The following is a 26,269-nucleotide window of genomic DNA, read 5'->3' as shown; positions in this document are numbered from 1 at the left end:
CTGGTGTAGGAAGGGTGCTGTCGTCCCCGGCAGCCGGCCGTCGCCGGCAGTAAGGAGTGCGCCGCGTGTCCTCTCTCTTCCCCGCCCTGGCGGACGGTCCCCGCGAGGGCGTCGCCCTGCGGTTCGGGCCCCGGACCCTGACGTACGGCTCGCTCGCGGGCGCCGCGGGTGCCCTCGCCGCCCGGCTGGCGGGGGCGGGCCGGGTCGCGGTGTGGGCCGTGCCGGAGCTGGAGACCGCCGTCGCGGTGACCGGCGCGCTGCTCGCCGGTGCGGCCGCGGTGCCGCTCAACCCGAAGTCGGGCGAGAGGGAACTCGGGCACATCCTCACCGACAGCGCGCCGGCCCTGGTCCTCGCCCCGCCGGGCGCCGAGCTGCCGCCGGTGGTGGGCGGGCTGCCCCGGATCGACGTGGACGCCTTCGCCGCCGGCCCGCTCCCCGAGGAACGGGCGGCGGACGGCGATCCGGCGCTGATCGTGTACACCTCCGGCACCACCGGCCCGCCCAAGGGCGCCGTGCTGCCCCGCCGGGCCCTGGCCACCACCCTGGACGCGCTCGCCGACGCCTGGCAGTGGACCGGGGACGACGTGCTGGTGCACGGCCTGCCGCTGTTCCATGTGCACGGGCTGGTGCTGGGCGTCCTGGGCCCGCTGCGGCGCGGCGGCGAGGTACGGCACCTGGGCCGGTTCTCCCCCGAGGGCGTGGCCCGCGAGCTGAACGACGGCGCGACCATGCTGTTCGGGGTGCCGACGATGTACCACCGCCTCGCCGAGGCGCTGCCCGGTGATCCGGAGCTGGCCGGGGCGCTGGCGCGGGCCCGGCTGCTGGTCTCGGGCTCGGCCGCGCTGCCGGTGCACGACCACGAGCGGATCGCGGCGGCCACCGGCCGGCGGGTGATCGAGCGGTACGGCATGACCGAGACGCTGATGAACACCAGCGTGCGGGCCGACGGCGAGGCCCGGGCCGGCACGGTCGGGGTTCCGCTGCCGGGCGTGGAGCTGCGGCTGGTGGAGGAGGACGGCACGGAGCTGACCGCCTGGGACGGGGAGAGCGTCGGCGAGATCCAGGTGCGCGGCCCGAACCTGTTCACCGAGTATCTGAACCGGCCCGACGCCACCGCCGCCGCGTTCACCGCCGACGGCTTCTTCCGCACCGGGGACATGGCCGTACGGGAGAGCGACGGGTATGTCCGCATCGTCGGGCGCAAGGCCACCGACCTGATCAAGAGCGGCGGTTACAAGATCGGGGCCGGGGAGATCGAGAACGCGCTGCTGGAGCATCCGGGGGTGCGGGAGGCGGCGGTCACCGGAGAGCCGGACGCCGACCTGGGCGAGCGGATCGTGGCCTGGATCGTCCCGGCGGACCCCGAGTCACCGCCCGGCGCCGAGGAGCTGGCGGACCATGTGGCCCGGCGGCTGGCCCCGCACAAGCGCCCCCGTGTCGTCCGCCACCTGGACGCGCTGCCCCGCAACGACATGGGCAAGATCATGAAGCGGGCCCTGGCCGATGTCTGAGCGGCGCTCGGCGCGAGAGGTGCTGGCGCTGCTGGCCGACCCCGGCAGCTTCCGCGAACTCCCCGCGTCCGCCGGGGCGTCGGCGCCGGACGGCCCGCTGGGCTGGCAGGGCTACGACGCCTCGCGGGCCCGCGCCGCCGAGCGCACCGGCGAGGCCGAGTCGGTCGTCTGCGGCACCGCGCGCGTCGCGGGCACCGACGCCGTGCTGATCGCCTTCGAGTTCGGCTTCCTCGGCGGCTCGCTGGGCGAACGCACCGGGGACCGGCTGGTGGCGGCCCACGCCCACGCCCGCGCGCACCGGCTGCCGGTGGTGCCGCTGATCGCGACCGGCGGCAGCCGTATGCAGGAGGGCATGCTCGCGCTCACCCAGCTCCAGCGGGTGGCCCGCGCGTCCGCGCTGACCCGGCGGGCCGGGCTGCCGCAGATCGCGGTGGTCCGGGACCCGACGACCGGCGGCGGCTGGGCCACGCTCGGCGCGGGCGCGGACGTGGTGCTGGCCCTGCCCGGCGCCCAGGTGGGCTTCGCCGGCTCCCGGGTCCGCCCGCCGGACGCCGACCCGGCCGCGTACACGGCCGAGGCGCAGGTGGCGGCGGGCTCGGCGGACGCGGTGGTGGCACCGGACCGGCTGAAGGAGGTGCTCGGCACCTGGCTGCGGCTGCTGACGGCCCCGGCCGCCGAGGCACCCGTGCCACCGGCCCTGGGCACGGCCGGTTTGCCCGCCACCGGGTGGGAGGCCGTCACGAACGCCCGGGACCCGCGGCGGCCACGCGCCGCCGCCTATCTGGACGGCCTTTTTGACCGCCGGGTGCTGATCAGCGGCGACCGGTGCGGCGGCACGGACCCCGACGGGATGCTGTGCGGGTTCGGCGAACGGGACGGCCGCGGTGTGGCGTTCGCCGCGCAGACCGGGACGGCGACCCGGCCCGCCGGGTACCGCACCGCCGCCCGGCTGATCCGGCTCGCGGACCGGCTCGGCGTCCCGGTGCTGACGCTGGTGGACACCCCGGGCGCCGCCAACGGCGCGGACGCGGAACGGCAGGGGGCCGGGGCCGCGATCGCCGAGGTGTTCCAGGCGGTGGCCGACGCCCGGGTGCCCCTGGCGACCCTGGTGATCGGCGAGGGCGGCTCCGGCGGGGCGCTGGCGCTGGCCGCGCCGGGCAACACCTGGGCCACCCCGGACAGTTACTTCTCGGTGATCGCGCCCGAACTCGCGGCGGCCATCCTCAAGCGCCCGCCGGAGCAGGTGGAGGCGACCGCCGGCCAGTTGCGCATCCGGCCGCAGGACCTGGTGAAGCTGGGGGTGGTCCGGGGCATCGTGGAACCCGGGAACCACCCCCGCTCCCCCGCTACTTGACGGCCGCCGCCCGGATGATCTCCTGGGTGACCGAGCCGCCCCGGTCGTCGTGGGCGAAGGCGCGCAGGGAGAGGTGGGCGGTGCCGCGCGGCACGGTGAGCGTGCCGTGCCAGGAGGCGCCCCCGCCGGCGGTCAGCGGGACCGTGCGCCAGGTGGTGCCGTCGTCGTACGACACCTCCAGCCGGCCGCCGCCGAGCCGGCCGGTGCCGGTCGCGCCCGCCACGTACTCGGCGGCGATCCCGACCGGCAGGCGCCGGCCCGCGGGCACCCGGCCGGCCAGGTCGGTGCCGAGGTCGAAGGCGAGGTTGACCAGCGGCAGATACGTCCAGCGGTCCGCAGGGGTGGCCGCCGACCGGAAGGTCCACTCGGTGTGGCCGCGGGTGGCGACAGGCCACCGGCCGGCGTCCAGGGCGGTGTCGGTGACGACCTTGTAGGTGTGCTCGTCGGCGGGCGCGCCGGAGACGTAGACGGCGGAACTGGTGCTCTCGTCCACGAGGGTGCCGTCCAGGTAGACGGCGGTGGTCTGGCGCAGTCCGCTGTCCTCGCTCCACACATCGCCGAAGCCGGTGTGGTCGGGCCCGGAGTCGCCCCAGCCGGGCGTGTTGAACTGGAGCCGGTCACCGGCGCGTTGCTGTCCCCAGCCGAGTCCGGTGCCCAGCCAGGGGTGCCACACCGGGCGGAACCAGTCCAGCTGCGGCCGGGTGCCGCCGGTGTAGCGGACCAGCCCGCCGCGCTCCTCCAGCGCGCCGTCGCGGACGGTGACCGACTCGTGCCACAGCTGGCCGGGGCCGGTGGAGACGTAGTCGGTGCGCTCGGCGGGCAGCGAGACGTGCTCCTGGAAGCCGATGCCGATCGGGAAGGTGCCGGTGAGGGAGTAGCGGAACTCGCCGTCGGCGGTCGGTGCGGCCGCGTGGAACCTCACGCGCACGGCCGCGAGCCGAGGCGTGTAGGTGAGGTCCCGGTCGGGGATGGCGCCCGGGTGGCCCTCGGACAGGTCGTAGACGTACGGTGAGTCGGCCGTGCCGGTCATGTCGACCCGGCCCGCGGCGCGCAGCCGGGCGGCGTCGGCGCGGCTCACGGTGGCGATCGTCAGCGGCCGGCCGGTGTTGTCGTCCGTGCCCCACCAGGCCATCAGCCGGCCGGGCGTGTCGTCCGTGACGAACAGGGCCTTGGCGCCCGCGTCCTGGGCGGCCCGGGCGAGCGCGGCCGGGTCGGCGCCGGCGGCGAGGCGGGCGAGGACGGCCTTGCCGGACACGCCGGTCAGGGGGCCGTCGCCGACGTCGGCCAGCGGCAGCCGGGTGCGGCCCTCGGCGAGGGTTCCGCCGGGCTGGACGGTGGCCTCGCCGACGCCCTTCACCTCCAGCCGGGGCTTGGCCAGCCGCCACACGGTGCGGTACTCGAAGGTGCCCTGGGTGACCTTCGGGGTGGGTGCGGCGAAGACGCTGTCGTAGGCGAGGGGGACCTGGACCGCTTCGAACAGGTCGGCGCCGCCCGCCTGCCGGTCGTACTCCATCAGCAGCTGGCGGGTCTCGGTGCGGCGGTCCACGGCGGCCCTGACCTCGCGCAGCGTCCGGCCGTCCAGGGTGACGTCCTGGTCGTGGTCCAGGCGGATCTCGGGGGCCGCGAGGAAGCCGAGGCCGAGGGAGTCGGCGCCGTGGCTCCCGCGTACGTCGAGGAAGGTGGCGAGGGTGTAGGTGCCCGGCGTCAGGCGCAGTCGGAGGGTGCCGGAGTCGCCGACGTGGGCGGGCCGGGCGTCCTCGCCCTCGGCGAGCCGACGGACGGTGAGGTCGGCGGGCGCGGGGGCGCCGTCGCGGTCCTTGACGTGGACGGTGAGCGTGTACCGCTCCTCCTCCTTGACCAGGCCGAACGCGGTGTGCGCGAGGGGTGTGCCGTCCTCGGCGGCGGCCACGACCTGTCCGCTGGTCTCGCCGACGGGCGCCCGGGTGGCGTCGCCGGTGACGGTGGTGGACGCGGTGGAGTGCGCGGGCACGGTGAGGGTGTCCCGGGCGAGGGTGACGACGCCGTCGGGTGCGCCCGTCACGGACAGCCTCAGCCGCATCTCGGCGTCGGAGGTGTTGCGGTAGGTGAGGGTGCGGGTGACGGGCCGGCCGGTGTCGTAGGGCCAGCGGTGGAAGCCCAGGTCGGCGCTGCCGGTGGCGGTGAGGTCCGCCCGTACCGCGTCCGGCACGCTGACCCGGCCCGCGCCCAGGACGTAGGCGGAGGTGCCGAGTTGCCGGGAGGTGGACAGCAGCGCGTCCTTCAGTTCGGCGCCGCTCCAGTCGGGGTGCCGCTCCGCGAGCAGCGCGGCCACCCCGGCGACCTGCGGGGTCGCCATCGACGTGCCGCTCATGGAGGTGTAGTCGCCGGTGCCGGGGGCGAGCCGGGAGCGGGCGGCGAGGATGTCGACGCCGGGCGCGGCCAGGTCCGGTTTGAGGGCGTTGTCGCCGAGGCGGGGTCCGGCGGAGGTGAAGTAGGCGGGCCGGTCGGCGGAGTCGACCGCGCCGACGGTCAGCGCGGCGTCGGCGGCGCCGGGCGAGCCGATGGCGGAGGGCGCGCCGGTGTTGCCGGCGGCGACCACGAACAGGGCGCCGGTCTCCTTCGTCAGGGTGTTCACCGCCTGGGCCATCGGGTCGGTGCCGTCGCTCGGTTCCTGGGACCCCAGGCTCATGGAGACGATGCGGGCCCGCACGTCCCGGGCCGCCCACTCCATCCCGGCGATGATCTGCGACTCGCTGCCGGAGCCCTGGTCGCTCAGCACCTTGCCGACGGCGAGGGCGGCGCCCGGCGCGACCCCCTTCTCCGTGCCGTCGGAGGCGGCGCCGCTGCCGCCGACGGTGGAGGTGACATGGGTGCCGTGCCCGTTGCGGTCGGCGACCTCCTCCCCCTCGACGAAGCTCCGGCTGGTGCCCACCCGGCCGGCCAGGTCCGGATGGCCGAGGTCGGCGCCGGTGTCCAGCACGGCCACGGTGACGCCCTTGCCGGTCAGCCCCGCGTCCCAGGCCGCCGCCGTGCCGATCTGGGCGTTGCTGTCGGCCAGTTCGGCCGTCACCCGCCCGTCCAGCCACACCTTGCCGATGCCCGCGCCCCGGGTGAACGACCGCCAGAAGGTACGGTCCCTGCCCGCGGCCAGCGCGGCCCCGCGCAGGCTGGGCAGCTCCCGGGTCCGCCGCGCCCCGGCGGGGGTGGCGGCCCTGGCGCCCTGGCCGTAGGTCACGATCAGCGGCAGCGCGTCCGCCCGGGCGTCGGTGAGCCCCTGCCGGATCAGCCCGGTGACGTCGAACAGCCGCCGGTCCAGGGTGCCGGCCCGCAGGTACGGCAGCGCCTCGTCCGGTACGACGGTCAGGTGCCCGTCGGTGCGCTGGGTGCGGACGGCGCCGGTGGCGCCCTGGGGCCGCCGTACGGTGACGGTCTGCCGGCCGTGTCCGAGGTCGGTGACGGTCACCCGGTCGCCGGTGACCAGGGTGACGGTCGCGGGGGCGGCGGCGCCCCTGGCGGGCGCGGCGGCGGGGGCCGCCCTGGCGACCGCGGGGCCGGCCGGGAGCAGGGCGCTCACCAGCGTCGCCGCCAGCAGTGCCGTGCCGCGTCTGACGGGTCCTGTGCTCATCCACGCCTCATCTCGTATGGGTCGCGCGTGACATGTGCCGGGACGAGTGTGAGGTGAGCACGGCGGCACGGGAGCGGGTCCCCGCTGACGGGAAGCTGCCCTGGCGGGTTCTCGCCAGTGCGGCCCGGCCGCTCACCGCCCACCAGCCGCGCCGGCCGCGTGTGTCGAGCCGTCCGCCGCGCGCGTCAACCGGCGTGACTCGCCAAGCACCGTCCGTACCATGGGGCTTGCACGAGCCACGCACGGAACAAGGGGGAGCGAGCGGCGCCATGGACGACGGACTGCTGGAGTTCAGGACCGAGGACGGCGCGCTCGTCGTGGTGGACGGTGTCAACGCCAGATCGGGCGCCCGCCTCGTCTCGCGCGGCGACGGCCCGGCGCAGGCCGCGCGCACCTTCGAGGGCGCGCTGGACGGCGTACGGGCGGCGGCAGCGGCGGCGCTGCGGGTCTTCCGGGACGGCAGCCTGCGCCCCGACGCGGTGGAGATCGAGTTCGGCGTACGGCTGTCCGCCGAGGCCGGCGCGGTCATCGCCAAGGGGTCGGCCGAGGGCCATCTGGTGGTCAAGCTCAGCTGGTCCCCGGAGCGGGCGGGAACGGAGCGGGCCGAGCCGGCGCCCGCCGTGCCGGCGCCCGCCGTGCCGGGGCAGAGCGCGTCGGGCCCGGAGTCCGGGAGCCGGTGATGCGCGGCGCCGCCTGGCACGCCCGGATCGCCTGCGGCGACGTGGTGGGGTCCGGCTTCCTGGTGACCGGCCGCCTGCTGCTCACCTGCGCCCACGTCGTCCGCGAGCGCGGCCGGTACCCGGTGACGGTCAGCTTCCCGCACGCCCGGGAACTGGGCGAGGTGTCCGCCACGGTCGTCTTCCACGGCGGCTGGGCGGGCGCGGACACCGACCCCGGCGACGTGGCCGTACTCGAACTCGCGGTGGACGAGGACGTCCCGCTCGCCCCGGCCCGGTTCGCCCCGCACGACACCGCGTACACCGAGCCGTACCCGAAACTGGTCTCCTACGGCTTCCCCGAGCACTACGACGAGGGCACCCTCGCCGAATTCCAGGCCGTCTCGGCGCAGTTGATCGCGGGCGAGTGGCTGGAGCTGGTGACGTGGCACGGCCACGGACAGCCGATCGTGGACGGCTTCAGCGGGGCGGCGGCGACGCTGCCGGACGGCAGGGTGGTGGGCATGGTCACCGCCGCCCTGGGCACGTCGCCGGAGGTGCGCAAGGGCCGGATGCTCCCGCTGGACGTGCTGGCCCGGTACTGGCCCGGCCTGGCCGAGCTGGTGCCCGTGGCGGGCCTCGGGGACGACGACCTGCGGCGGCTGTACGACCTGCTGCGCCGGGCCGCCGCCGACCCCGGCGCGGGCCACGACCCGAACCGGCTGTACCTGGACGCGGTGGGCCCCTTCGGGCCGCCCCTGCCCCCGGGCGGCTTCCCCTCCCTGCGGGCCGCGGCCGACTATGTGCGCTGGGAGGTCCCGGACCCGGACGCGCTGCCGAGGTTCACCGACCGGCTCGCCGGACTCCTCGGCGGACGGCCGGCGTTACCGGACCGGGCGGCACCGGACGCGGCGACCGAGCAGGCCGGGCCCGCGTGGTCGCCGGTCGTCGTGGAGATCGACCACAGCGGCGCCGGCCCCGACCAGGTGACCGTGGAGGTGTCCGCGTACCGCGACGGCCGGCGCCGTCCGGTGGGCGCCCGCCGGCTGCCCCGCACCGGGGTACGCGCCTACGTCCAGGGCCGCATCGACGAGGCCGTCGCCCATCTCGCCCCGGACGCGGACGAGTTGGTGACGTTCGTGCTGCCGCGCGAGTGGCTCAACGAGGCGGTGGCGCACTGGGAGTGCGGCGCGGACGACAGTACGCCGCTGGGCTGCGCCTATCCCCTGGTGGTGACCGACCGCGCCCGTCATCACAGCGGGCGGCTGCGCCACCAGCTGCGCAAGAAGTGGCAGAAGCTGGACACCGGCGGCGGGGTCGAGGTGCACCGCGTGGAGTGCGGCACCCGGGAGCGCCCGCCGAGCCTGCGCAAGAGGCTGTGGGACGGCGACGCCCGGCTGGCGGGCTTCGCCGCCCCGCCCACGGCGGCCCGCCCGCTGTTCGAGGTCGGCCTCAACGTGCCCGTACCGGTCCTGCTGTGGCCCCGCACGGGGACACCCTGCGCCGTGCACGAGGACGCGCACCGCGCCGAGACCCCACGCACGGACACACCGGGTGCCGGGAGCCCTGCAAACCCCGGGAGCCCTGAGAGCCCTGAGAGCCCCGGGAGCCCTGAGAGCCCCGGGAGCCCTGGAAGCCCGCACGCGGACGCGTCCTGCCCCGGCACCGCGTTCCTGGACCGGCTCACCGCCGCCGTCGCCGACGTGCCGCCCGCCGAACTCCCCCGGCACGTCATGTCGTTGCGGCTCACGGCGGAGGCCGCCGACGAGCCCGAGCGGCACTGGGCGCGCCACCTCCAGCTGCTCTGGGACGACCCGCGCTGCTTCCCCGAGACCGGTGCGAGCCTGCACTCGCCCGTCGCCTGACCGACCGCACACCCGACCGCCCCCACGGAGAAGAAGAGCCCATGCCCCTGTGGCCCGTCTACACCGGTACGAACGAGCCGCACGACGGCATCAGCGAGCTGCCCGCGCCGCCGCCCTGGCGTGCCTTCGACGGCGGGCCGGTGCTCCCGGCGCCGGACGCCGCCGCCGACACCGCCGCCCACTCCCCCGACCGCACCCACCGCGCCGAGACCTACCAGGCCACCGAGGAGACCGTCGAGCTGGTCAACGCGGCCCTGTACCTGCGCCGTCCGCTGCTGGTCACCGGGCCGCCCGGCACCGGAAAGTCCTCGCTGGTGTACGCGGTCGCCCGGGAGCTGAGGCTCGGCCCGGTGCTGCGCTGGAACATCACCAGCCGCAGCACCCTGCACGACGGCCTCTACCAGTACGACCCGCTCTCCCGGCTGTACGCGGCCCGGCAGGAGGCGGCCCGGCCGGGACGGACGGGCGGTACGCAGGACACGGGCGGCGCGGGCGGTGTGGACGGCGCCGGCGGTGTGGTCGACGGGTCGGGCATCGAGCACCATCTGCGGCTCGGCCCGCTCGGCACCGCGCTGCTGCCCTACGCCCGGCCCCGCGCGCTGCTCATCGACGAGATCGACAAGAGCGACCTCGACCTGCCCAACGACCTGCTGAACGTGCTGGAGGAGGGGCAGTACGAGATCCCCGAGCTGGTGCGCGCCTCCCGGCTGACCCCGGACGGCGTCGCCGAAGTGCTGGCCGACGGCACCGACGAGCGGGTCCCGGTGGTGCGCGGCCGGGTCCGCTGCCGGGCCTTCCCGTTCGTCGTCCTCACCAGCAACGGCGAACGCGAGTTCCCGCCCGCCTTCCTGCGCCGCTGTGTCACGCTGCACCTCAGGCAGCCGGACGACCGGCACCTCGCCGAGATCGTCCGCGCCCACCTGGGAGAGCCCGACACCTACGCCCGGACCCTGATCGACCGCTTCCTGTCCCGGTCGGGCGCCGGCGACCTGGCCACCGACCAGCTGCTGAACGCGATCTACCTGGCCCGCTCCGCCGACCTGGACGCCGAGTCCCTGGACCGGCTGGCCGAACAGCTGATGCCCTACCTGGGGCAGAGCGCGCAGTCCGATGTCTTCTGAGCCGGCCGGTCCCCCGGATCCCGTGGTGCGCCTGGCCGACATACTGGCCCGGGCGTCCGACGGGGTGCGCCCGACCCCGCTGGAACTGGCCGAAGTGCTGTGGCTGGCCCGGCACATGAGACCGGGGGCCGACACCACCGGGCGAGAGGACGACCCCACCGGGCGGGAGACCGGGGAGCGGGCGGCCGAGGGCCAGGAGCCGGCGGAGCGGACACCGCCGTCCCCGCCCCCGCCCTCGCCCGCGCAACCGCCACCGGCCCCCGAGCCGTCGGCCCCGGCCGGGCCGCCGCCCGCGCACGAGCCGCCGCCGGCACCCGCCCGGGTGCCCCTGCACCTGCCCGCCCGCCGGCCCGCCCAGGCGGCGGTCCGGCCGCACGCCACGCTCCTCGCCCCGGCGCCCCCGATGCTGCGCCACCGCCTCGCCCTGCACCGCGCGCTGCGTCCGCTGGCCCGCCGCACCGACGCGCCCGTCGGCCGGGAGCTGGACGAGCGGGCGACCGCCGACCGCATCGCCCGGCTGGGCGCCGACCCCGCGAGGTGGCTGCCGGTGCTGCGCCCCGCCCGGGAGCGCTGGCTGCGGCTGAACCTGGTGTACGACGCCGGGCCGACCATGCCGGTCTGGCGTCCCCTGGTGCGCGAACTGCACGCGGTGCTGGGCGAGTCGGGCGCGTTCCGCACCATCGGCCTGTACCGCGCGGACGCCGACGGCCGGGTGCGCGGCCCCGGCGTGCCCGCCCCCGCCGACGGCCGTACCGTCACCCTCCTGATCAGCGACTGCATGGGTCCGCAGTGGCGGGAGGGCCCCGCCGGAAAGCGCTGGTACGCCACCCTGCACCGCTGGGCACGCCGGATGCCGCTGGCCGTGGTGAATCCGCTGCCGGAACACCTGTGGCGGGACACGGCCCTGCCCGCCGAGCCCGGCACCCTGTCGGCCGCGCACCCCGCGGCCCCCTCGGCGGCGCTCACGTTCACGCCGTACGACCGGTCCGCCGGGCCCGGTCCGGACGAGCGGGACCGGCCGGGCGGCACCGTGCCGCTGCCCGTGCTGGAGCCGGAGCCGCGGTGGCTGGCGCACTGGGCCGGGCTGCTGGCCACGCCGGGCGGCGCGGAGTTCCCCGCCGCGGTCGCCGAGCTGGGCCGTCCGCTGCCGGCGGACGCCGAGGACCGGACCGACGTCGGGCGGCTCACCGCCGAGGAGCTGGTGCTGCGGTTCCGGGCGACCGCCTCGCCGGAGGCGGTACGGCTGGCCGGGCACCTCGCGGTGGGGCGCCCCGATCTGCCGGTGATGCGCCTGGTCCAGGCCGCCGTCGAACCGGACCCACGGCCCCGGCACCTGGCCGAGGTCATCCTCAGCGGCATGCTCACCAGCGTGCCCGGCGGCCCGGCCGGCTGCTACGCGTTCCGGGACGGCGTCCGCGAGCTGCTGCTGCTCGGCCTGCCCCGCACCGAACGCCACCGCACCACCGAACTCCTGGACCGGATCGGCGAGTTCATCGACCGCAGGGCGGGCCGGGCACCGGGTGAGTTCCGGGCGTCGGTGCCGTCCGCCGAGGGCGCGGGGACGGCCGTGGAGGACGATCCGTTCGCCATGGTCCGCGAGGACAGCGCGCGGCGCCTGTCGGCGGACGGCACCAGGGACCTGTCGGCGGACGGCACCCGGGCGCCGTCGGCGGAGGACACCCAGGGCCTGCCGGCGGACGGCACCGGGGGGCTGTTCGCGGGGCGGTACCGGCTGCTGCGGCCGGCCGGGGGCACGGGCTGGTCGGCGGCGGACACCCGGGATGGGGGCGCCCCCGTCGTCGTGAACAGGTATCCGGGCAGGCGGGACCCGGCCGGTTTCCTGGACCTGGGCCGGGCCCTCGGCGCGCTGCGCCACCCCGGGATCGCGCCGGTCCTGGACCACGGCGTCGAGGACGGGGTGCCGTACCTGGTACGGGAGTCCGTCTTCAGTCCGACGCTCGAGAAGCACCTGGAGAACTCCTCCCGCCGGCTGTCCGCCGACGAGATCCGCGCCCTGCTGGCCCGGCTCGCCGACGCGGTGCTCGCCCTGCACGCGCAGGACGGCCCACGCGGCAGGCTGGAGGCCTCCGCGGTGGCCCTCACCCCGGACGGACCGGTGCTGACCTGCACGGACACCGCGCCGGTCGCCGAGGAGGGCCGCGCGGACAACCTGCGGGCGCTCGGGCACCTCGTGCGCGATCTGTACCGCCATCATGCCGAAGCGCTCACCGCGGAGCTGGACGCGGCCGTGTCCGCGCTTCTGTCCGACGACCCGGAGCGGCAGCTGCGCGGCGCCGACGACCTCCGCTACCCGAGAACCGCCGGCTTCTCCCTGCTCGGCCCGCTCCGGGTGACGCTCAACGGCCACACGCGCCCGCTGGAGGACCCGTACGAGCAGGCCGTCCTGTGCATGCTGCTGCTGCGCGTCGAACGGCACGTCACCCGGGACGAACTGGCCGCCGGGGTCTTCGACGGTCCCCTCACCCTGGAGACCTTCAACCGGCTGACCACGTACCTCCACCACCTCGGGCTCTTCCTCGGTCCCGGCTCCCTCACCACCGAGTACGCCGCCTATGTGCTGAGCCTCCCGCACGTGTCCGCCCGTGACGACATCGACGTCTTCCGTGCCCGCCGGCTGGCCGCCGAGGCCGAGCGTGCCCGGGCCGCCGGCGACCCGGAGCGCGGTCGGCAACTGGCCCGCCGGGCACTTGCGTTGTGGCGGGGCGAGCCGTTGCAGGGCGTCCCGGGCCCGGCCGCCGAGGCCGCCCGGGCCGACCTGGAGGCACTGCGCCGCACCCTCACGGCCCTGGCCGAGGAGGAACCCCCCGCCGACCCCCCCGGCATCCACTTCACGGCCGACGATCTGACCGGGCGCCCGGAGGCCCGGGTCACCCTCGAAGCGGCGGTGCACGAGATCCTCGCGCGTGGTTCCGTCAGCCCCCGCCAGTACGAGGTGACCGTCCGCCCGGACGGCTACCTGGTGCGCACCGGACCCGGCGCCTATCTGCTGCCCGTCCTCGTCGCCGTGCTGCGCGAACTCCCGTACGCGCTCACCCGGCTGAGCGATCCGCCCCGGCTCACGGTGACGTTCGGTCAGCCGCCCGTCCCCCCGCCGCGGACCGCCGCGGACGTGACGGTCGTCGTACCGCCCGCGCTGTACGACGAGTTCGCCGCCAGCTCCGCCGCCCAGCGCGCCCGCCCCTTCCGGCCGCTGTTCGCCGACGGCGACCCGGACAGCCCGCCGGCCGCCTGGTACTGCCCGCTCGGGCCGAAGGCCGCCGAACCCGTTGAACGCGACCTGGTACAGGGCCCGTTCATCACGGCCGACCTGCGCGAGCTGGGCGTCCCCACCCCGGGCCGCACGGCCGTCGTGCACACCCGGCCCGACGGCCCGCTGACCCTGCTCGACCCGATCCAGCCCTACGGCACGCGTCCGCCCCGCCCGGAGACGTACTACTCGGTCGACCTCACCCCGCACGAGATCCGCCGGATCGTGTCCCTGCCCAGCTCCGGCAAGGGCGCGTTCCAGGCCGCGGTGCTGCTGACCTGGCGGGTGGCCGACCCGGTCGCCTTCGTCCGCGCCGAGGCCACCGGCATCCCCGAACTGCTGCTGCGGCACCTGTGCGCCGCGGCGGCCCCGATCACCCGCCGTCATCCGCCGCGCCGGGCGGGCGCGGCCCAGCGGGCGGTGAACACGGGGGTGGCCGACTGGCCGGTGCCGGGGCTGGCGGTGTCGTGCACCGTGCAGCTGGTGCCCGAGTGGGCGCCGGCCCCGGCGGAGGAGCCGCCCGTGCCGTCCCGGCGGCGGCTGTCCACGCTCCTCGGTGACGCCGAGACGGTGCTGGTCGGCTTCGAGGGCCCGCTGACGCGGCTGTTCACGACGCACTCGGCGCGGGAGGCGGTGCTCGACCTGCTGTCGGTGGTGGCCGACCACCGCGACCCGCAGGACGCGCTGTCGGGCCGGCCGCTGCCCGCCGCGAGCGCCGCCGGCCGGGAGGCGTTCACCCATCCGCTGGACCTGCTGCGGGCCTTCGCGCACGACCGGCTCGGCCCGCTGCTGGGGGCCCGCCTCGGCGAGCTGGAACTGGCCGCCGTACCCGACGCCCCCATGACGCACCGCTCCCTGGCCCTGGTCCGCGCCCTGCACCGGTCCGGGCGCCGGGTCAGCGTGGTGACGGACGTGTCCACCGCCGCCGTCCACCACTGTCTGCTGCCCTACCGGCTGCCGCTGGCCGGCGTCCACGGCCGCCGCGACGATCTGGGCCTGCTCACCCCGCACCCCGACTGCCTGCTGCGCGCCCTGGACTCCGTCCGTACTCCGCCCAGGGGCGGGGTGCTGATCAGCTCCTCGGTAGCCGAACTCACCGCCGCCCAGCAGCTCGGCGTCCGCTTCATCGGTTTCGCGCCCACCGCGGCCGGACGCCGGCGGTTGCGCGGGGAGGGCAGCGAGGTCACCGTCTCCTCCCTGGAGCCGCTGCTGGAGGCCGCCCGGGCGCTGTGACCCGCCGACAGGACTGTGAACCGACAGGTCTTGTGGCCCACTGACAGGCCCGTGGCCCGCCGACACACCGGTGCGGCCGGGAATTACGCCCGTTCGGCGGCACCCCGCCCGGCGGTGCCCAGCGGGCGCCCGCTCCCGGCCGCGCGTCAGGATGCCAGTGGGCCCGCCGACCAGTCGGGCACCCCAAGGCCCGCGTACTCGGGAGGATCCGCCGTGACCGTCAGCCTGGAGCAGTTGCGCCGCTGCCACTTCGCCGTCGACCTGGGCGCGGCGCGTACCCGGGTGTATGTGAAGGGCGCCGGTCTGGTCGTGGACCAGCCCTCGGCCGCCGCCGTGAACACCCGCACCGGCGCGCTCATCGCCGTCGGCGAGTTCGCGGAGCAGATGACGGGCCGCACCCCCGACTACATCAAGGTCGTCCGGCCCGTCTCCGGCGGCACGGTGGTCGACATCGAGATGGCCCAGCGCATGCTGCGGCACCTGCTGGGCGACAAGATGCGCCGCATGCTGCGCCGCAAGCCCCGGCTGCGGGCGGCGGCCTGCGCCCCGCACGGCGCCGACCCGCTGGCGCAGCGGGCAACCGTCGAGACGCTGGTCGGGCTGGGGGCGCGCCGGGTGGAGCTGGTGGACACGCTGATCGCCGCGGCGGTGGGGTGCGGACTGCCGGTGGAGCGGCCCGAGGCCACCATGGTCATGGTGTGCGGGGCGGCGGCGACCCAGGTCGCGGTGCTCTCGCTGGGCTCCATCGTCGCCGCCGAGCGGATCCCGGTGGGCGGCGAGGCCGTGGACCACGCGATCGTGCAGCACCTGCGGCACGCGCACGAACTGGTGCTGCCCACCCAGTCGGTACGGCCGCTGCACCTGGCGCTGTCCGGCAACGGCCTGACCCCGCACGGCCCGGCGTCGGCCGAGATCCACGGCCGGGACGTGGTCACGGGGCTGGCCCGCAGCGTGCGCGTGGACACCGCGGCCGTACGGAACGCGATCCAGACGCCGCTGACGGCCGTCCTGGACGGCATCGGGAAGGTGCTGCGCAACTGCCCGCCCGACCTGGTGGCCGACCTCGCCGACCGGGGGATCGTGATGGTCGGCGGCTCGGCCCTGCTGCCCGGCCTCGACCAGATGCTGCGGCGGGCCACGAGGATGCCGGTGTACATCGCCGAGCGCCCGGACGTGTGCGCGGCACAGGGGCTGGGGGCGATGCTGGAGGGGCGGATCGAGCCACTCCGGTTGCATCCGCTGGCGGCGTGAGCGCACGGCGGCCGGACGGCGCCACGCCCCGGCCCCGTCACCGCCCCACGCCCCTTCGACGGCCCGGGTACGAGCCCCTCAACGACCCAGGTACGAGCGGATGGTCGTGCCCTCCGGTCCGGTGTGGACGCGCACCAGGTCGGACAGCAGGTTGACCAGCAGCAGCCCGCGTCCGCCGCGCTGCTCGCGGGCGGGCGGGCGGCGGCCGGCCAGCGGGTCGGCGAGGCGGCCCTTGTCACGGACCTCGCACAGCACGTACCCGTCCTGCGGCCACACCGTCAGCGTGCCGGCACCTCCGCCGTGCACCACGCTGTTCGTGGTCAGCTCGGCGGTGATCAGCGCCAGGTTCTCCAGGGCCGTCCCGGTCAGCCCCAGCCGGGCACCGTGGTCGGTGGCCAGGCGCCGGACGGCGGAGAGGGAGTCCTCGGCGAAGGCGGTGCCGAACACCTCCGGACCGGCGCCGGGGGCGGGCGGCAACGGCAGGTTGTAGCGGTCCACGACGCCGTCGGGGTCGTACGCCGCGCTGACCACCTCGGCGGCGGAGCCCGCCGGGATGACGACCGGGTGGGTGGCGTGGGCGTCGGCGAGCACCCGTTCGTCCAGGCGGGAAGTGTCGTAGGGACACAGGATGGTGACCTCGCGGCCCTGGAACGCCGCGTTGATCAGCGCCTCGTGCTGGGCGCAGGCCGGGTACTCGTCCGGACTGCGGCCGGCCCAGATCGGTTCACCGATGATGCGGACCCGCCGGCCCGGGGCCTGCTGGTCGGCGAAGGCACGCAGCACGCCGGGGATGATCCGGCCGGGGTTGCGGCCGGCGTCGCGCATGTCCAGGAACCGTACGGAGTCGCCGTCGGCGCCCAGGGCGTCCTGGATCAGCGCCAGGTTCTCCCCCGGCACGGCTACCGCGACCGGCTCGCCCGCCGCCAGCCCCGCGCGGATGAAGGACACGGTCCCGGCCAGGTACTGGTCGATGTCGGCGTAGAACAGCGCGGGGTGCACGAACGGTTCCACGGGGTGGGTCGCCGTGCTCATGACGCCGACACCTCGATCCCCGAGAGGCCGGGCCAGAGCAGCCCCAGTATCCGCGACAGGGAATCCGGTGGCCGGTCCAGCACAAGCCGGCGGCGGCCCTCCAGACTCTTGGCGGTGTCGGCCAGCGCGCCGGCTCCCGCCACGTCGACGAAGGTCACCGCGGAAAGCTCCAAGTAGTACACGTCCTCGCCCCCGACGTCCTCGGCCTCACGCACGACCCGCTCCAACGCGCGCTCCCATGTGTCCCGCGTGGGCAGGATCACTTCGCCCACCGCGCGGAATCCGCTCCGCCCGGTCAGCGGGTACACGTCGAGCCGCGGCGCCGCCTGCTTCGGCACGACGGCCGCCCGCAGCAGCCGGGCCGGCTCGGGTGCGCTCATGCCATCTCCCACTCGCACGGATACACAGCTGCCCAGTATGCGCCCTCCACCGCCCCACCGAGCACGGATCACGTTCGGCGGGTGGGGGTGGGGGCGGCGGAGCGGATCGAGTCCGGCCGGCCGACGGGCGCGGGTCGGGGCAGGGACCGGTGGACGCTGGTCGGGCCCGGCGGAGCGGATCGGGCTCGCTGGGCGTGGGTGGGCCGGCGGACGGCGGTCGCCACGACGGGCGCGGCTGTCACCCGGCGAACACGGGCCGGGCCCTGCGGGTGCCGCTGACACCGGATGACGCGACCAACACCCGGCAGACGCGGCCGCCCCGGCAGACGCGGACCAAGACCCGGCGAACACGGCCGGCACCCGGCAGGAGTGGCCGGCACCCGGCAGGAGTGGCCGGCACCCGGCAGGAGTGGCCGGCACCCGGCAGGTCTGTCACCCCCGACGAAGCGGTTCAGGCCCGACAGCGCGGACCACGCCCGGCGCACACGGGCCGGACCCGGCGGGGGCCGCTGACACCGGATGACGCGACCAACACCCGGCAGCCGCGGCCGCCCCGGCAGACGCGGACCAAGACCCGGCGAACACGGCCGGCACCCGGCAGGAGTGGCCGGCACCCGGCAGGTCTGTCACCCCCGGCGAAGCGGTTCAGGCCCGACAGCGCGGACCACGCCCGGCGCACACGGGCCGGACCCGGCGGAACGGATCGGGCTGGCTGGGCGCGGAGTGGGCTCGGCAGGGCGCGCCCCCACACGGCACGCACAGCCGACACCCGCAGACACGGAGCGGACCCGATCGGCACGGGCCGGACCCGGCAAGCTCGGCCGACGTCGGCGGACGCCGATCCGGTCCGGCGCACGCGGCCGGCACCCGGCGGGCACGGTCGACACCGGCGCACGCGGTCGGCACCCGGCGGGCACAGTCGACACCGGCGCACGCGGTCGGCACCCGGCGGGCACGCATGCGCGACGGACGCCGGCGGACGCGGCCGGCACCCGGGGGCGGGCGGGACGCCCCGGTGGGCGCACGGGACGCGCCGGTGGGTGTAGGCCCGCGTACGGAGGGCAGGCGAGGTGCGATGGAGGATCGGTGGAACGGGAGGGGAGACATGACCACGGCGGCACGCGCACCGCGGGGCGGGCGAGCGGTGCCCCTGACCGTCGGCGTCCGCGTGGAGGGCGGCCGGGCGGTGCTCCACGCCCGCGGCGAGCTGATCCACGGCTGCGCGGACACCCTCGCCGAGGCCCTGGCCGCGCTGCCGCCGGGCATCACCCGGGTCGAGCTGGACGCCGGCGAGGTGGTCTTCCTGGACACGGCCGGGCTGACAGCCCTGGACGCGCTGCGCGAGTACGGCCGCCGGCGGAACGTACCGGTCGGTGCCACCGGCTGGCGCGGGCAGCCCCGCCGGGTGCTGGAGCTGACCGGCCTGGACCCCGTGGATCCGCTCGGCGGCACCCCGCCCGCCGGTCTCCGCGAACGCGCGGCCTCGGCGGTGGCCCGGGAACGCGCCGAGCAACTGGACGTACTGCGGCTGGAGATAGCGCAGCTGCGGCACGCGATCGACTCCCGCCCGGTCATCGACCAGGCCCGGGGCATCCTGATGGCGGCCCACGCCTGCACGCCCGACCAGGCGTGGGACATCCTGCGGGAGGCGTCCCAGCGGACCAACACCAAGCTGCGGCAGGTCGCGGCGGCGGTCACGGCGAGCGCCGCGCCGGACGGCACGCCGCCGCCGGAGCCGCTGCGCTCCGCGCTGGCCGACGCGGTCCGCCGGGTCAGTACGGCAGCACGCGCCCCGAAGGAGTCCTGCGGTCGATCTCCTGCCCACGCGGCGCGGCGGGCCGCCGGCTGACACGTACCCGGATCCGACGGTCCATGACGCCCTCCTCCTGCCGGCACCGCCCGGTTCGGCGCACCGGTAGGGGGTCCGTGCCCAGGACGCGACCGGTTCACGCCTGAACGAGCCCATTTCATGGCATCGTTACGGCGGTGCGCGCCCGTTCGGTCACCGGGTCGGGCAGCGTGCGAGGCCGGGGCGAGCCGGGACGGCCGTTCGATGAGGTCCCCTCTCCGATGCTTACCGTGCGGGCGGTACGACCCGCCGCCGGACCGGTTCCAGGCCGGCTCCGGGCCGGTTCCGGCCGCCGTCCGGGTCAGTCGCCGCGGGCGCGCACGGCGAGGGCGGCGACCAGCAGGGGCGGCAGGAGCAGCAGCGCGAAGGCGGCGCGGTAGCCGCCGAGCGGGCCGGCGCCGGCGGCGAGACAGGCGTTGAGGACGGCGGAGGCCAGCGCCAGTACGACGACCTGACCGAGGTTCATGTTGGTCTGGAGGGCGCTGGTGGTGTGGCCCTGCCGGTGCGGGGGGCTGTGCTTGAGGGAGAGCACGGTGACGCAGGGGTCGAGCAGCCCCATGCCGACGGCGGACAGCGGCATGGCCGCCGCGGCCGTGACCGGCGGCGCGCCGCCGGAGCAGCCGGCCACCGCGAGGGCCACGGCGGCGGCCATGACCAGGGCGCCGGCCGTGACCAGGCGGTGCCGGGCCACGTGCTGGAGCACCCTGCCCTGCACCCAGGAGGCGGCGGCCCACAGCACGGCGGAGGCGGTGAACGCCGCGCCGACCAGGACCGCGTCGACCCGCCGCTCGGTGATCAGCATCAGCGGCACCAGTGCCTCCACGGCGAAGTAGGTGCCGGAGGTCAGCCCGCGCAGCAACACCGTGACGGGCAGGCCCCGGGCTCCGCGCCAGGTACCACGCGGCAGCAGCCGGGGCGCGAGGACGACGAGCAGGACGACACCGGCGGCGACCGCGGCGAGATGGCGCGGATCCCACGCGGACGCCCCGTACTGCCCGAGCGCCGCCCCCGTACTGAGCAGGGCCGCGACCACCAACGGGGGCCGCTCGGCGGGGACTTCGCCGGCCCCTTTGGCCGCCGGGTGGGGAGCGGGCCGGCGCAGGACGAGGACCAGGGCGACGGCGGGCAGGGCGGTCAGCGCGGCCAGGCCGTAGAAGACCGCGCGCCAGGACCACCACTGGACGACCAGGCCGGCCAGCGGCGGGCCGAGCAGGGACGGCAGGACCCAGCCGGCGCTCAGCAGCGCGAGCATCCGGGGCCGCAGGTGCTCGGGGTAGGCCTGGCCGACGGCGGTGGTCACCGACACCGCGACCAGGCCCGCGGCGAGACCGTCCACGAACCGGCCGGCGGCGAGCTGCCAGACGGAGACGCTGGAGGCGGACACCAGCAGGGTGAGCACCGACAGGACCATGCCGAGCGCGAGGGGCCGCCGGGCGCCCGACCGGTCCGCCCAGTGCCCGCCGAGCACCCCGCCGAACAGACCGGCGGCGACGAAGCAGCCGGCCACGACGGGGAACAGCGACACGCCGTCCAGGTCGCGGGCCGCCGTCGGCAGGGTGGGCACCACGGCCAGGGCGGCGAACCCGGTCAGGAACATCACCACCGTGAAGGTCAGGGTGGCGGCGAGGTACGGCGGCGAGAAGATCCCGCCGGACCCGGACCCGGACGCGGAGCCGGACCCGGACGCGGCCGGGGGGTCCGTGGCGCCCGCCGGGCCGGGTGTCACCGGTGACACGGGTTCGCGCACGCCGATCCCCCGAACCTGGTCTGGACCATTGAGCAGGACGGCACGGGAATCTACGGGTCGCCCGCCCCGGGGTCAACCGTCCAGGCGTCCGCCGCCGGCCAGGAAGGCGAGGGCCACCGCGGCCTCGCAGGCGATGCCGGTGGCGATCACGTCCTCGTCGACGGTCATGCGGGGCGAGTGCAGCGACGGGGCCTCGTGCGGGGCGACGCCGGGCGGGCAGGCGCCGAGGAAGGCCATGGCGCCGGGGACGGCCCGCAGCACGTAGGAGAAGTCCTCCGCCGTCATCTGCGGGGCGGGCAGCTCGCGCACCGCCCCGGCGCCGAGCGCGCCGGCGGCGGCGCGCCGGACCAGGGCGGTCATGCCGGGGTCGTTGACGGAGACCGGATAGCCGGTGACGACGGTCGGCTCCGCCGTGGCCCCGTGCGCGGCGGCCACCCCGTGGGCGACCCGGGCGATCGCCTCGTGCAGCCGTCGCCGGGTCGGCTCGGCCAGCGTGCGCAGGGTGCCGGAGAGTTCGGCGGTGTCGGGGATGACGCCGGTCGCGGTGCCCGCGGTCAGCCGGGTCACGCTGAGCACGGCGCTGTCGTCGGCGGCGACGCCCCGGGTGACCGCGCTCTGCAGGGCGAGCACGATCTCGCAGGCCACCGGCACCGGGTCGCAGGTGGTGTGCGGGGCCGAGGCGTGCCCGCCGCGGCCCCGGACCACGATCCGGAACCGGTCGGAGGCCGCCATCTGCGGTCCCGGCCGCAGCAGCACCTCACCGGCCGGCATGTTCGGGTTCACATGCAGGGCGAACGCGGCGTCGGCCCGGCTGCCGGACGCCTCCAGCACCCCTTCCTCGATCATGAGGCGGGCCCCGTGATGGCCCTCCTCGCCGGGCTGGAACATGAACACCACGCGCCCGGGGAGCGTCGCGCGCCGCCCGGCGAGCAGCCGGGCCGCGCCCACCAGCATCGCCATGTGGACGTCGTGCCCGCAGGCGTGCATCAGCCCGGGGCCGCGCGAGGCGAACGGCAGCCCGGTGTCCTCGGTGACCGGCAGCGCGTCCATGTCGGAGCGCAGCAGGATCGTCGGGCCGTCGGCCGCGCCGGTGAGGGTCGCGGTCACGGAGGACAGGGCGCGCCCGGTACGGATGTCGAGGCCGAGGCCGTCGAGCGCGTCCAGGATCAGACGCTGGGTGGCCGGCAGGTCCAGGGCCGTTTCCGGGCCCCGGTGCAGGGCGCGGCGCAGGGCGATCGCCTCGGGGGCCAGCCGGCGCGCCGCGTCGAGCACGTCCGCTCCGGCGGCAGCCCCGGCAGCGAGGTCCTCCGGCGCACCGTCGGCGGCCCTGGAAGCAGGTGTTGTCATAAGGACGTTCTCCTTCCCGGGACCGGGACCGGGACCGGTCGGCCCACGGCACGGCGGCGGGTGCTTCCCCACCGTAGGGACCGCGGCGCCGCCCGGACAGTCCCCGACGGCCCCGGCGCTCCGGATCCGGACAGGTCCGCGTGCCGACAGGATGGCGGAAACACCGTCAAACGCCCTGGTGAGCCACGCCGTGACGGGCGTCGGCCACATGGCGCCGGCCGGACCGCACCGCCCAGGCGAACACCGCCGCGGCGAACAGCAGCACGGCGAGGGTGTCGTAGGGCCCCCGGAGCAGTCCCAGGCCGCCGGAGGAGCCGAGCGCGGAGCAGCACAGCAGTCCGGTCAGCCACACCGGCAGCCAGGCCCCGTCGCGCAGTTCCCGGCGTAGTCCCCGGCGCGAGGGGAAGCCGTCCCGGCCGGAGCGGAGCAGCCAGGACAGCGGTACTCCGGCCAGCGCGAGCGGCAGGGTCAGGTGCAGCCGGTGCCAGGTGGACCAGTACACGAACAGGGTGGCCACGAGGAAGCTCAGCGGCGGGATCCAGCGCATCGCGCCGGCCGGCTCCCCCGCCGGGCGCAGGGTGGCGGCGGCGACGGCGGAGGTGGCGTACACGAGCAGGAAGAGGTTGCCGAGGGTGCCGACGACGTCCTGCCAGGTGCCGAAGGGCAGCAGATAGACCGCCATCACCGAGGCGTTCAGGGCGAGGGCGCGGCGCGGGATGCCGGAGCCGGTGTGCACGCCGAGGAACCAGCGGGGCAGCAGGCCGTTCTTGGCCAGGGCGTAGGTGCGCCGGGCGCTGATCCCGAGCCCGATGAAGGTGGCGCCGCCGGGCGAGACGACGGCGTCGGCGTACAGCAGCAGGGCCAGCCAGTGCAGGTTGACGAGCAGGGCCAGCTGGCCGAACGGCGAGGTGAAGTCGACGCCCCGCCAGCCGTGGGTGAGGGCGCTGTCCGGGACGGCGAAGAGGAAGGCGAGCTGGAGGCCCACGTAGAGCAGGACGGCCAGGGCGATGGCGGTCAGCACGGCGGGCCGCAGGTGCCGGCGCGGATCGCGGGCCTCGCCGGCCAGGTCGACCGGTGACTGGAAGCCGTTGACGGCGTAGACGAGCCCGCCCGCGGACAGCGCGGCCAGGCCCGCGGACCAGCCGTAGGGGGCGAAGCCGCCGTGGTCGGTGAGCCGGTGCGGGTGGAAGCCGGAGGCCAGCAGCAGGACGACGGTGAGGACGGGGATGGCCGTCTTGACCACGGTGAGCGCGTAGTTCACCCGGGTGAAGAGCCGTACCCCGAACCAGTTGAGCGCCGCGAACACCCCGGTGAGGACGATCGCGACGGCCACCCCGGGCAGGCTCAGCCGGCCGTCCGTGTGCAGTGCGGGGAACCAGCGGGTCAGGTACTGCACGGTCGCGGTGACCTCGGCCGCGCCCGCGCCCACGGACAGCAGCACCGCCCAGCCGATCACCCCGGCGACCAGCGGGCCGTTGGCGTACAGCGGCCAGCGCACCGTACCGCCCGCCTCCGGCATCCGGGCCGCGAGGTCCACCAGGACCAGCGCGACGAGCATGGCCAGCGCCCCGGCGGCCAGCCAGGACAGCACGGACAGCGGGCCGGCGGTCTGGGCCGCGTACATCGCGCCGAACAGCCAGCCGGAGCCGACGATGTCGCTGAAGCCCACCGCCGTCAGGGCCGCGAACCCCAGGTGCCGGCGGAGTTTGCCCTCCTCGCGGAGTACGGCGTCGGGGGCGGCCGGTACGGGCCGGGCAGGCGGCTGCCGCGGTCCGGACCCTTGCTGCGAGGGGGTGCGTGCCACCCTCCGTCGCTTCCCTCACCCGCGCCGGACGACGCGCGGACCCCGTCGGATTCACCTCGACGCCACACATGCGTCAACCCGGCGCCATCCACCCTGACGGCCACTCAAGTGACTGGTGTGTGCAACTTTTTCACGGTGCGGGAGGTCACGTAGGAGCACGGATGTGCGCGTACGGGCCTGGTCCGCGTGCGCGCCGACGCGCTCCACGGGTCACGCACGGCCCGTACCGACGCACGCCAACCGGTGCCGCTCAGGCGGCACTTGGGAACCGAAAGGTCTGCCGGATGAAGATCCGCCGCGCCCTGACGGCCGCCGCAGCGGCCGCCGTGATAGCGCCCGCCGCCGTACTGGCCGCCCCCACCGCCGCGTTCGCCACGGATCCGGTACCGGACACCAGTCCCCGCACGCCCGCGACTCCCGGCACCCCTGATACCGCCGATACCGCGAAACCGGCCCAGCCGCCGACGGACGCCCCGGCGACCGGTAGCGGAACGGCCGCCCCGGACGACACCGAGACCGGCGGCCCGGGCTCCCAGGACGGCGCTGGGGACACCTCGGGGAGCCGGCGGAAGGCCGACGGGACCACCGAGGAGAAGCCCGGCGGGACCGGGGCCCCCGACGACCCCCATGGCCGTCCCTGCGCATTCGAGTCCGACCAGGTACGCGTGGCCCTCCACGGGCTGCCGACCCAGCTGGTCGCGGACGGCCCCTGGTCCCCCTTCTCGATGACGCTCACCAACACCACCGGGAAGACCTTGAACGAGGTCAAGCCGTTCCTGTACATGACGTACGCCGCGGAAGTCGACTTCCCGAACTGGTACCTGGAAACCGAGTACCGCGACCCCAAGTCGGGGCGGTGGAAGTCGTACAACGATCTAAGGCCCGCCCGCCTGATGGACGTCGTCACCGTCGGTCCGCACAGCACCTTGACGTTCCAGCTGCGCACCCACGCGGTCAAGAACGCCAAGCCCACCGACGGGTACATTTTCGCCGCCGCCGACTACCGCAACCGCGACGGTTCCTGTGGTTCGTCCAAGGAAGGCTGGTACGACTTCACCATCCTCCCGGTGGGCGCCAAGCCGACGCAGTCCCCGACCGCCCGGCCGGGTGAGCCGAGCGGCACGGCGTCGCCCGGCCAGAGCTCCGCACCCGGCGGCGGCACGGGGGGCTCCGCCTCCACCGGCGGCCCCGGCCCGCAGGGCGGCAACCTCGCCGAGACCGGTTCCTCGTCCGCGCTCCCGGCGATCGGCCTCGCCGCGGGCGCCGCGGTGGTGGTCGGCGCGGGCGCGGTCTTCGTCGTACGGCGCCGCAAGGCCATGGCCGGTGCGGGCGGCGGCGACACGGACGCCACCGCGTAAGCACAGCCCTTCCCTTGAGACTCCACAGAACCGGAAGAGAGATCACCATGAAACTGCGCCGCGCCCTGTCCCTCACGGCCGCGACGGCCGCCTTGCTCCCCTTGGCGATGGCAGCCGCCCCCGCCTCCCAGGCGGCCCCCGCCGGGGAGGTCCACTCGTGCCACGACATCGACACCTATCACCAGTACAACGACAACACCTTCGTGACCCGCTCGTTCGGCGTACCCGCGAGAGTGAAGGTCGGCGGTCAGTGGACGGCCTTCACCGCCACGCTCACCAACGCCTCGGCGAAGGAGCTGAAGTCGTTCAAGCTCTCCGCCGTGGTGTCCGACTTCGGCTACGTCGAGGGCCAGCCCCCTCTCCTCCCGTACTCCTATCTGCAGTACTGGGACGACTCTCGGCGCCTCTGGACGACGCCCCCTCGCGATGACGATTCCCGCGGCATCCTCCCCGGTCCGAACACGCTGAAGCCCCACGAGTCCGTCCACGTCCAAGTGCGTTTCAGGGTGAGGGAAGACCTGCCCCTGAAGCCCGGCGAGCGGTACGACGCCGGCGTCAGGGTGACCGGTACCTTCATCGACCGCTTCCGCGACGCGAACTGCCTGGCCTTCGACGACGCCGGCGGCGAATTCCTCGTCCAGAAGGACTGAACCCATGCCGGGGGCTGCCGCCGTCGCGACGCGGCGGCGGCAGCCGACCTCCGACAACTCCGACAACTCCGACAACAGGGAGCTGTATCCTCCGATGACCGTACAGCCCGCACGCCCCGAGCGCGGTGGCCGCGAGACCGCCTCGGGCATGGATGTCCCGCCGTTCAAGCCCTCTCTCGTCAAAGCGGTGTTCAGGGACGTGACCCCGCTGCACGTCTCCCGGTCGGCCGCGTGGGCCG

At 75.9% G+C, this 26,269-nt stretch carries 16 protein-coding genes and 1 pseudogene; 11 read left to right on the top strand and 6 right to left on the bottom strand.

Annotated elements, in window-relative coordinates:
* The first annotated feature begins 65 nt into the window (after positions 1 to 65).
* Positions 66 to 1,511 (top strand): acyl-CoA synthetase, encoded by a 1,446-nt coding sequence (locus IE251_RS32525; RefSeq protein WP_189756534.1) that lies wholly within the window; start codon positions 66 to 68, stop codon positions 1,509 to 1,511.
* The gene (locus IE251_RS32520; protein ID WP_189756533.1) at positions 1,504 to 2,865 is read left to right on the top strand and encodes a carboxyl transferase domain-containing protein; all 1,362 of its coding nucleotides are present in this window, start codon (positions 1,504 to 1,506) and stop codon (positions 2,863 to 2,865) included. Before IE251_RS32525 ends, IE251_RS32520 begins: the two co-directional genes overlap by 8 nt.
* Here the strand turns inward: IE251_RS32520 and IE251_RS32515 are convergent.
* Positions 2,858 to 6,469 carry a S8 family serine peptidase gene (locus tag IE251_RS32515; protein ID WP_189756532.1) on the bottom strand — a complete coding sequence of 1,204 codons (3,612 nt, stop codon included), beginning with the start codon at positions 6,467 to 6,469 and terminating at the stop codon, positions 2,858 to 2,860. The genes IE251_RS32520 and IE251_RS32515 overlap by 8 nt on opposite strands.
* A gap of 269 nt (positions 6,470 to 6,738) precedes the next feature.
* On the opposite strand from IE251_RS32515, the gene IE251_RS32510 reads away from it, so the two are divergent.
* The 5 genes from IE251_RS32510 (at position 6,739) to IE251_RS32490 (ending at position 15,863) form a co-directional block, all read left to right on the top strand.
* On the top strand, positions 6,739 to 7,149 hold the full coding sequence (locus tag IE251_RS32510; protein WP_189756531.1) for a CU044_2847 family protein: 411 nt from the start codon (positions 6,739 to 6,741) through the stop codon (positions 7,147 to 7,149).
* Entirely contained in the window at positions 7,149 to 8,990 is a 1,842-nt protein-coding gene (locus tag IE251_RS32505; RefSeq protein ID WP_229897029.1) for a VMAP-C domain-containing protein, read from the top strand. Before IE251_RS32510 ends, IE251_RS32505 begins: the two co-directional genes overlap by 1 nt.
* 41 nt (positions 8,991 to 9,031) lie before the next feature.
* On the top strand, positions 9,032 to 10,111 hold the full coding sequence (locus tag IE251_RS32500) for an AAA family ATPase (RefSeq protein ID WP_189756529.1): 1,080 nt from the start codon (positions 9,032 to 9,034) through the stop codon (positions 10,109 to 10,111).
* Complete coding sequence (locus IE251_RS32495) at positions 10,101 to 14,612, top strand: SAV_2336 N-terminal domain-related protein (protein WP_189756528.1); 4,512 nt, start codon at positions 10,101 to 10,103, stop codon at positions 14,610 to 14,612. The genes IE251_RS32500 and IE251_RS32495 overlap by 11 nt, the downstream gene beginning before the upstream one ends.
* Positions 14,613 to 14,825: 213 nt before the next feature.
* Positions 14,826 to 15,863: a rod shape-determining protein gene (locus IE251_RS32490; RefSeq protein WP_189756527.1), complete on the top strand. Its 1,038-nt coding sequence runs from the start codon at positions 14,826 to 14,828 to the stop codon at positions 15,861 to 15,863.
* Positions 15,864 to 15,941: 78 nt separating this feature from the next.
* Here IE251_RS32490 and IE251_RS32485 read toward each other — a convergent pair whose 3' ends face one another.
* Together IE251_RS32485 and IE251_RS32480 are read right to left on the bottom strand one after the other, a co-directional pair.
* A complete protein-coding gene (locus tag IE251_RS32485; protein ID WP_189756526.1) occupies positions 15,942 to 16,895 on the bottom strand; it encodes an anti-sigma factor RsbA family regulatory protein in 954 nt (317 codons plus the stop codon).
* Entirely contained in the window at positions 16,892 to 17,275 is a 384-nt protein-coding gene (locus tag IE251_RS32480; protein ID WP_189756525.1) for an STAS domain-containing protein, read from the bottom strand. Before IE251_RS32480 ends, IE251_RS32485 begins: the two co-directional genes overlap by 4 nt.
* Before the next feature lie 1,105 nt (positions 17,276 to 18,380).
* Between IE251_RS32480 and IE251_RS32475 the strand changes: the two genes are divergently transcribed.
* Positions 18,381 to 19,124, top strand: a complete 744-nt coding sequence (locus IE251_RS32475) for an ANTAR domain-containing response regulator (protein WP_189756524.1) — start codon at positions 18,381 to 18,383, stop codon at positions 19,122 to 19,124.
* A gap of 301 nt (positions 19,125 to 19,425) precedes the next feature.
* Here IE251_RS32475 and IE251_RS32470 read toward each other — a convergent pair whose 3' ends face one another.
* The 3 genes from IE251_RS32470 to IE251_RS32460 form a co-directional block, all read right to left on the bottom strand.
* Complete coding sequence (locus IE251_RS32470; protein ID WP_229897035.1) at positions 19,426 to 20,769, bottom strand: MFS transporter; 1,344 nt, start codon at positions 20,767 to 20,769, stop codon at positions 19,426 to 19,428.
* Positions 20,770 to 20,943: 174 nt separating this feature from the next.
* The gene (locus tag IE251_RS32465; protein ID WP_189756523.1) at positions 20,944 to 22,218 is read right to left on the bottom strand and encodes a M20 metallopeptidase family protein; all 1,275 of its coding nucleotides are present in this window, start codon (positions 22,216 to 22,218) and stop codon (positions 20,944 to 20,946) included.
* Positions 22,219 to 22,384: 166 nt separating this feature from the next.
* A complete protein-coding gene (locus IE251_RS32460) occupies positions 22,385 to 24,022 on the bottom strand; it encodes an APC family permease (RefSeq protein WP_189756522.1) in 1,638 nt (545 codons plus the stop codon).
* A 284-nt stretch (positions 24,023 to 24,306) separates the two neighbouring features.
* Here IE251_RS32460 and IE251_RS32455 point away from each other — a divergent pair, with 284 nt between their 5' ends.
* The 3 genes and pseudogenes from IE251_RS32455 to IE251_RS41345 all read left to right on the top strand — a co-directional run.
* Positions 24,307 to 25,380 (top strand): LAETG motif-containing sortase-dependent surface protein, encoded by a 1,074-nt coding sequence (locus IE251_RS32455; protein ID WP_189756521.1) that lies wholly within the window; start codon positions 24,307 to 24,309, stop codon positions 25,378 to 25,380.
* Between the two features lie 47 nt (positions 25,381 to 25,427).
* On the top strand, positions 25,428 to 26,030 hold the full coding sequence (locus IE251_RS32450; RefSeq protein ID WP_189756627.1) for a hypothetical protein: 603 nt from the start codon (positions 25,428 to 25,430) through the stop codon (positions 26,028 to 26,030).
* Between the two features lie 4 nt (positions 26,031 to 26,034).
* Positions 26,035 to 26,269 (top strand): annotated as a pseudogene (locus IE251_RS41345) (hypothetical protein); the annotation flags it as partial.

Source organism: Streptomyces eurythermus, assembly GCF_014649115.1.
Lineage (GTDB): Bacteria > Actinomycetota > Actinomycetes > Streptomycetales > Streptomycetaceae > Streptomyces > Streptomyces eurythermus.
Note: the sequence above shows the minus strand (reverse complement) of the source record. Positions and strands in the feature narration are given on the sequence as shown.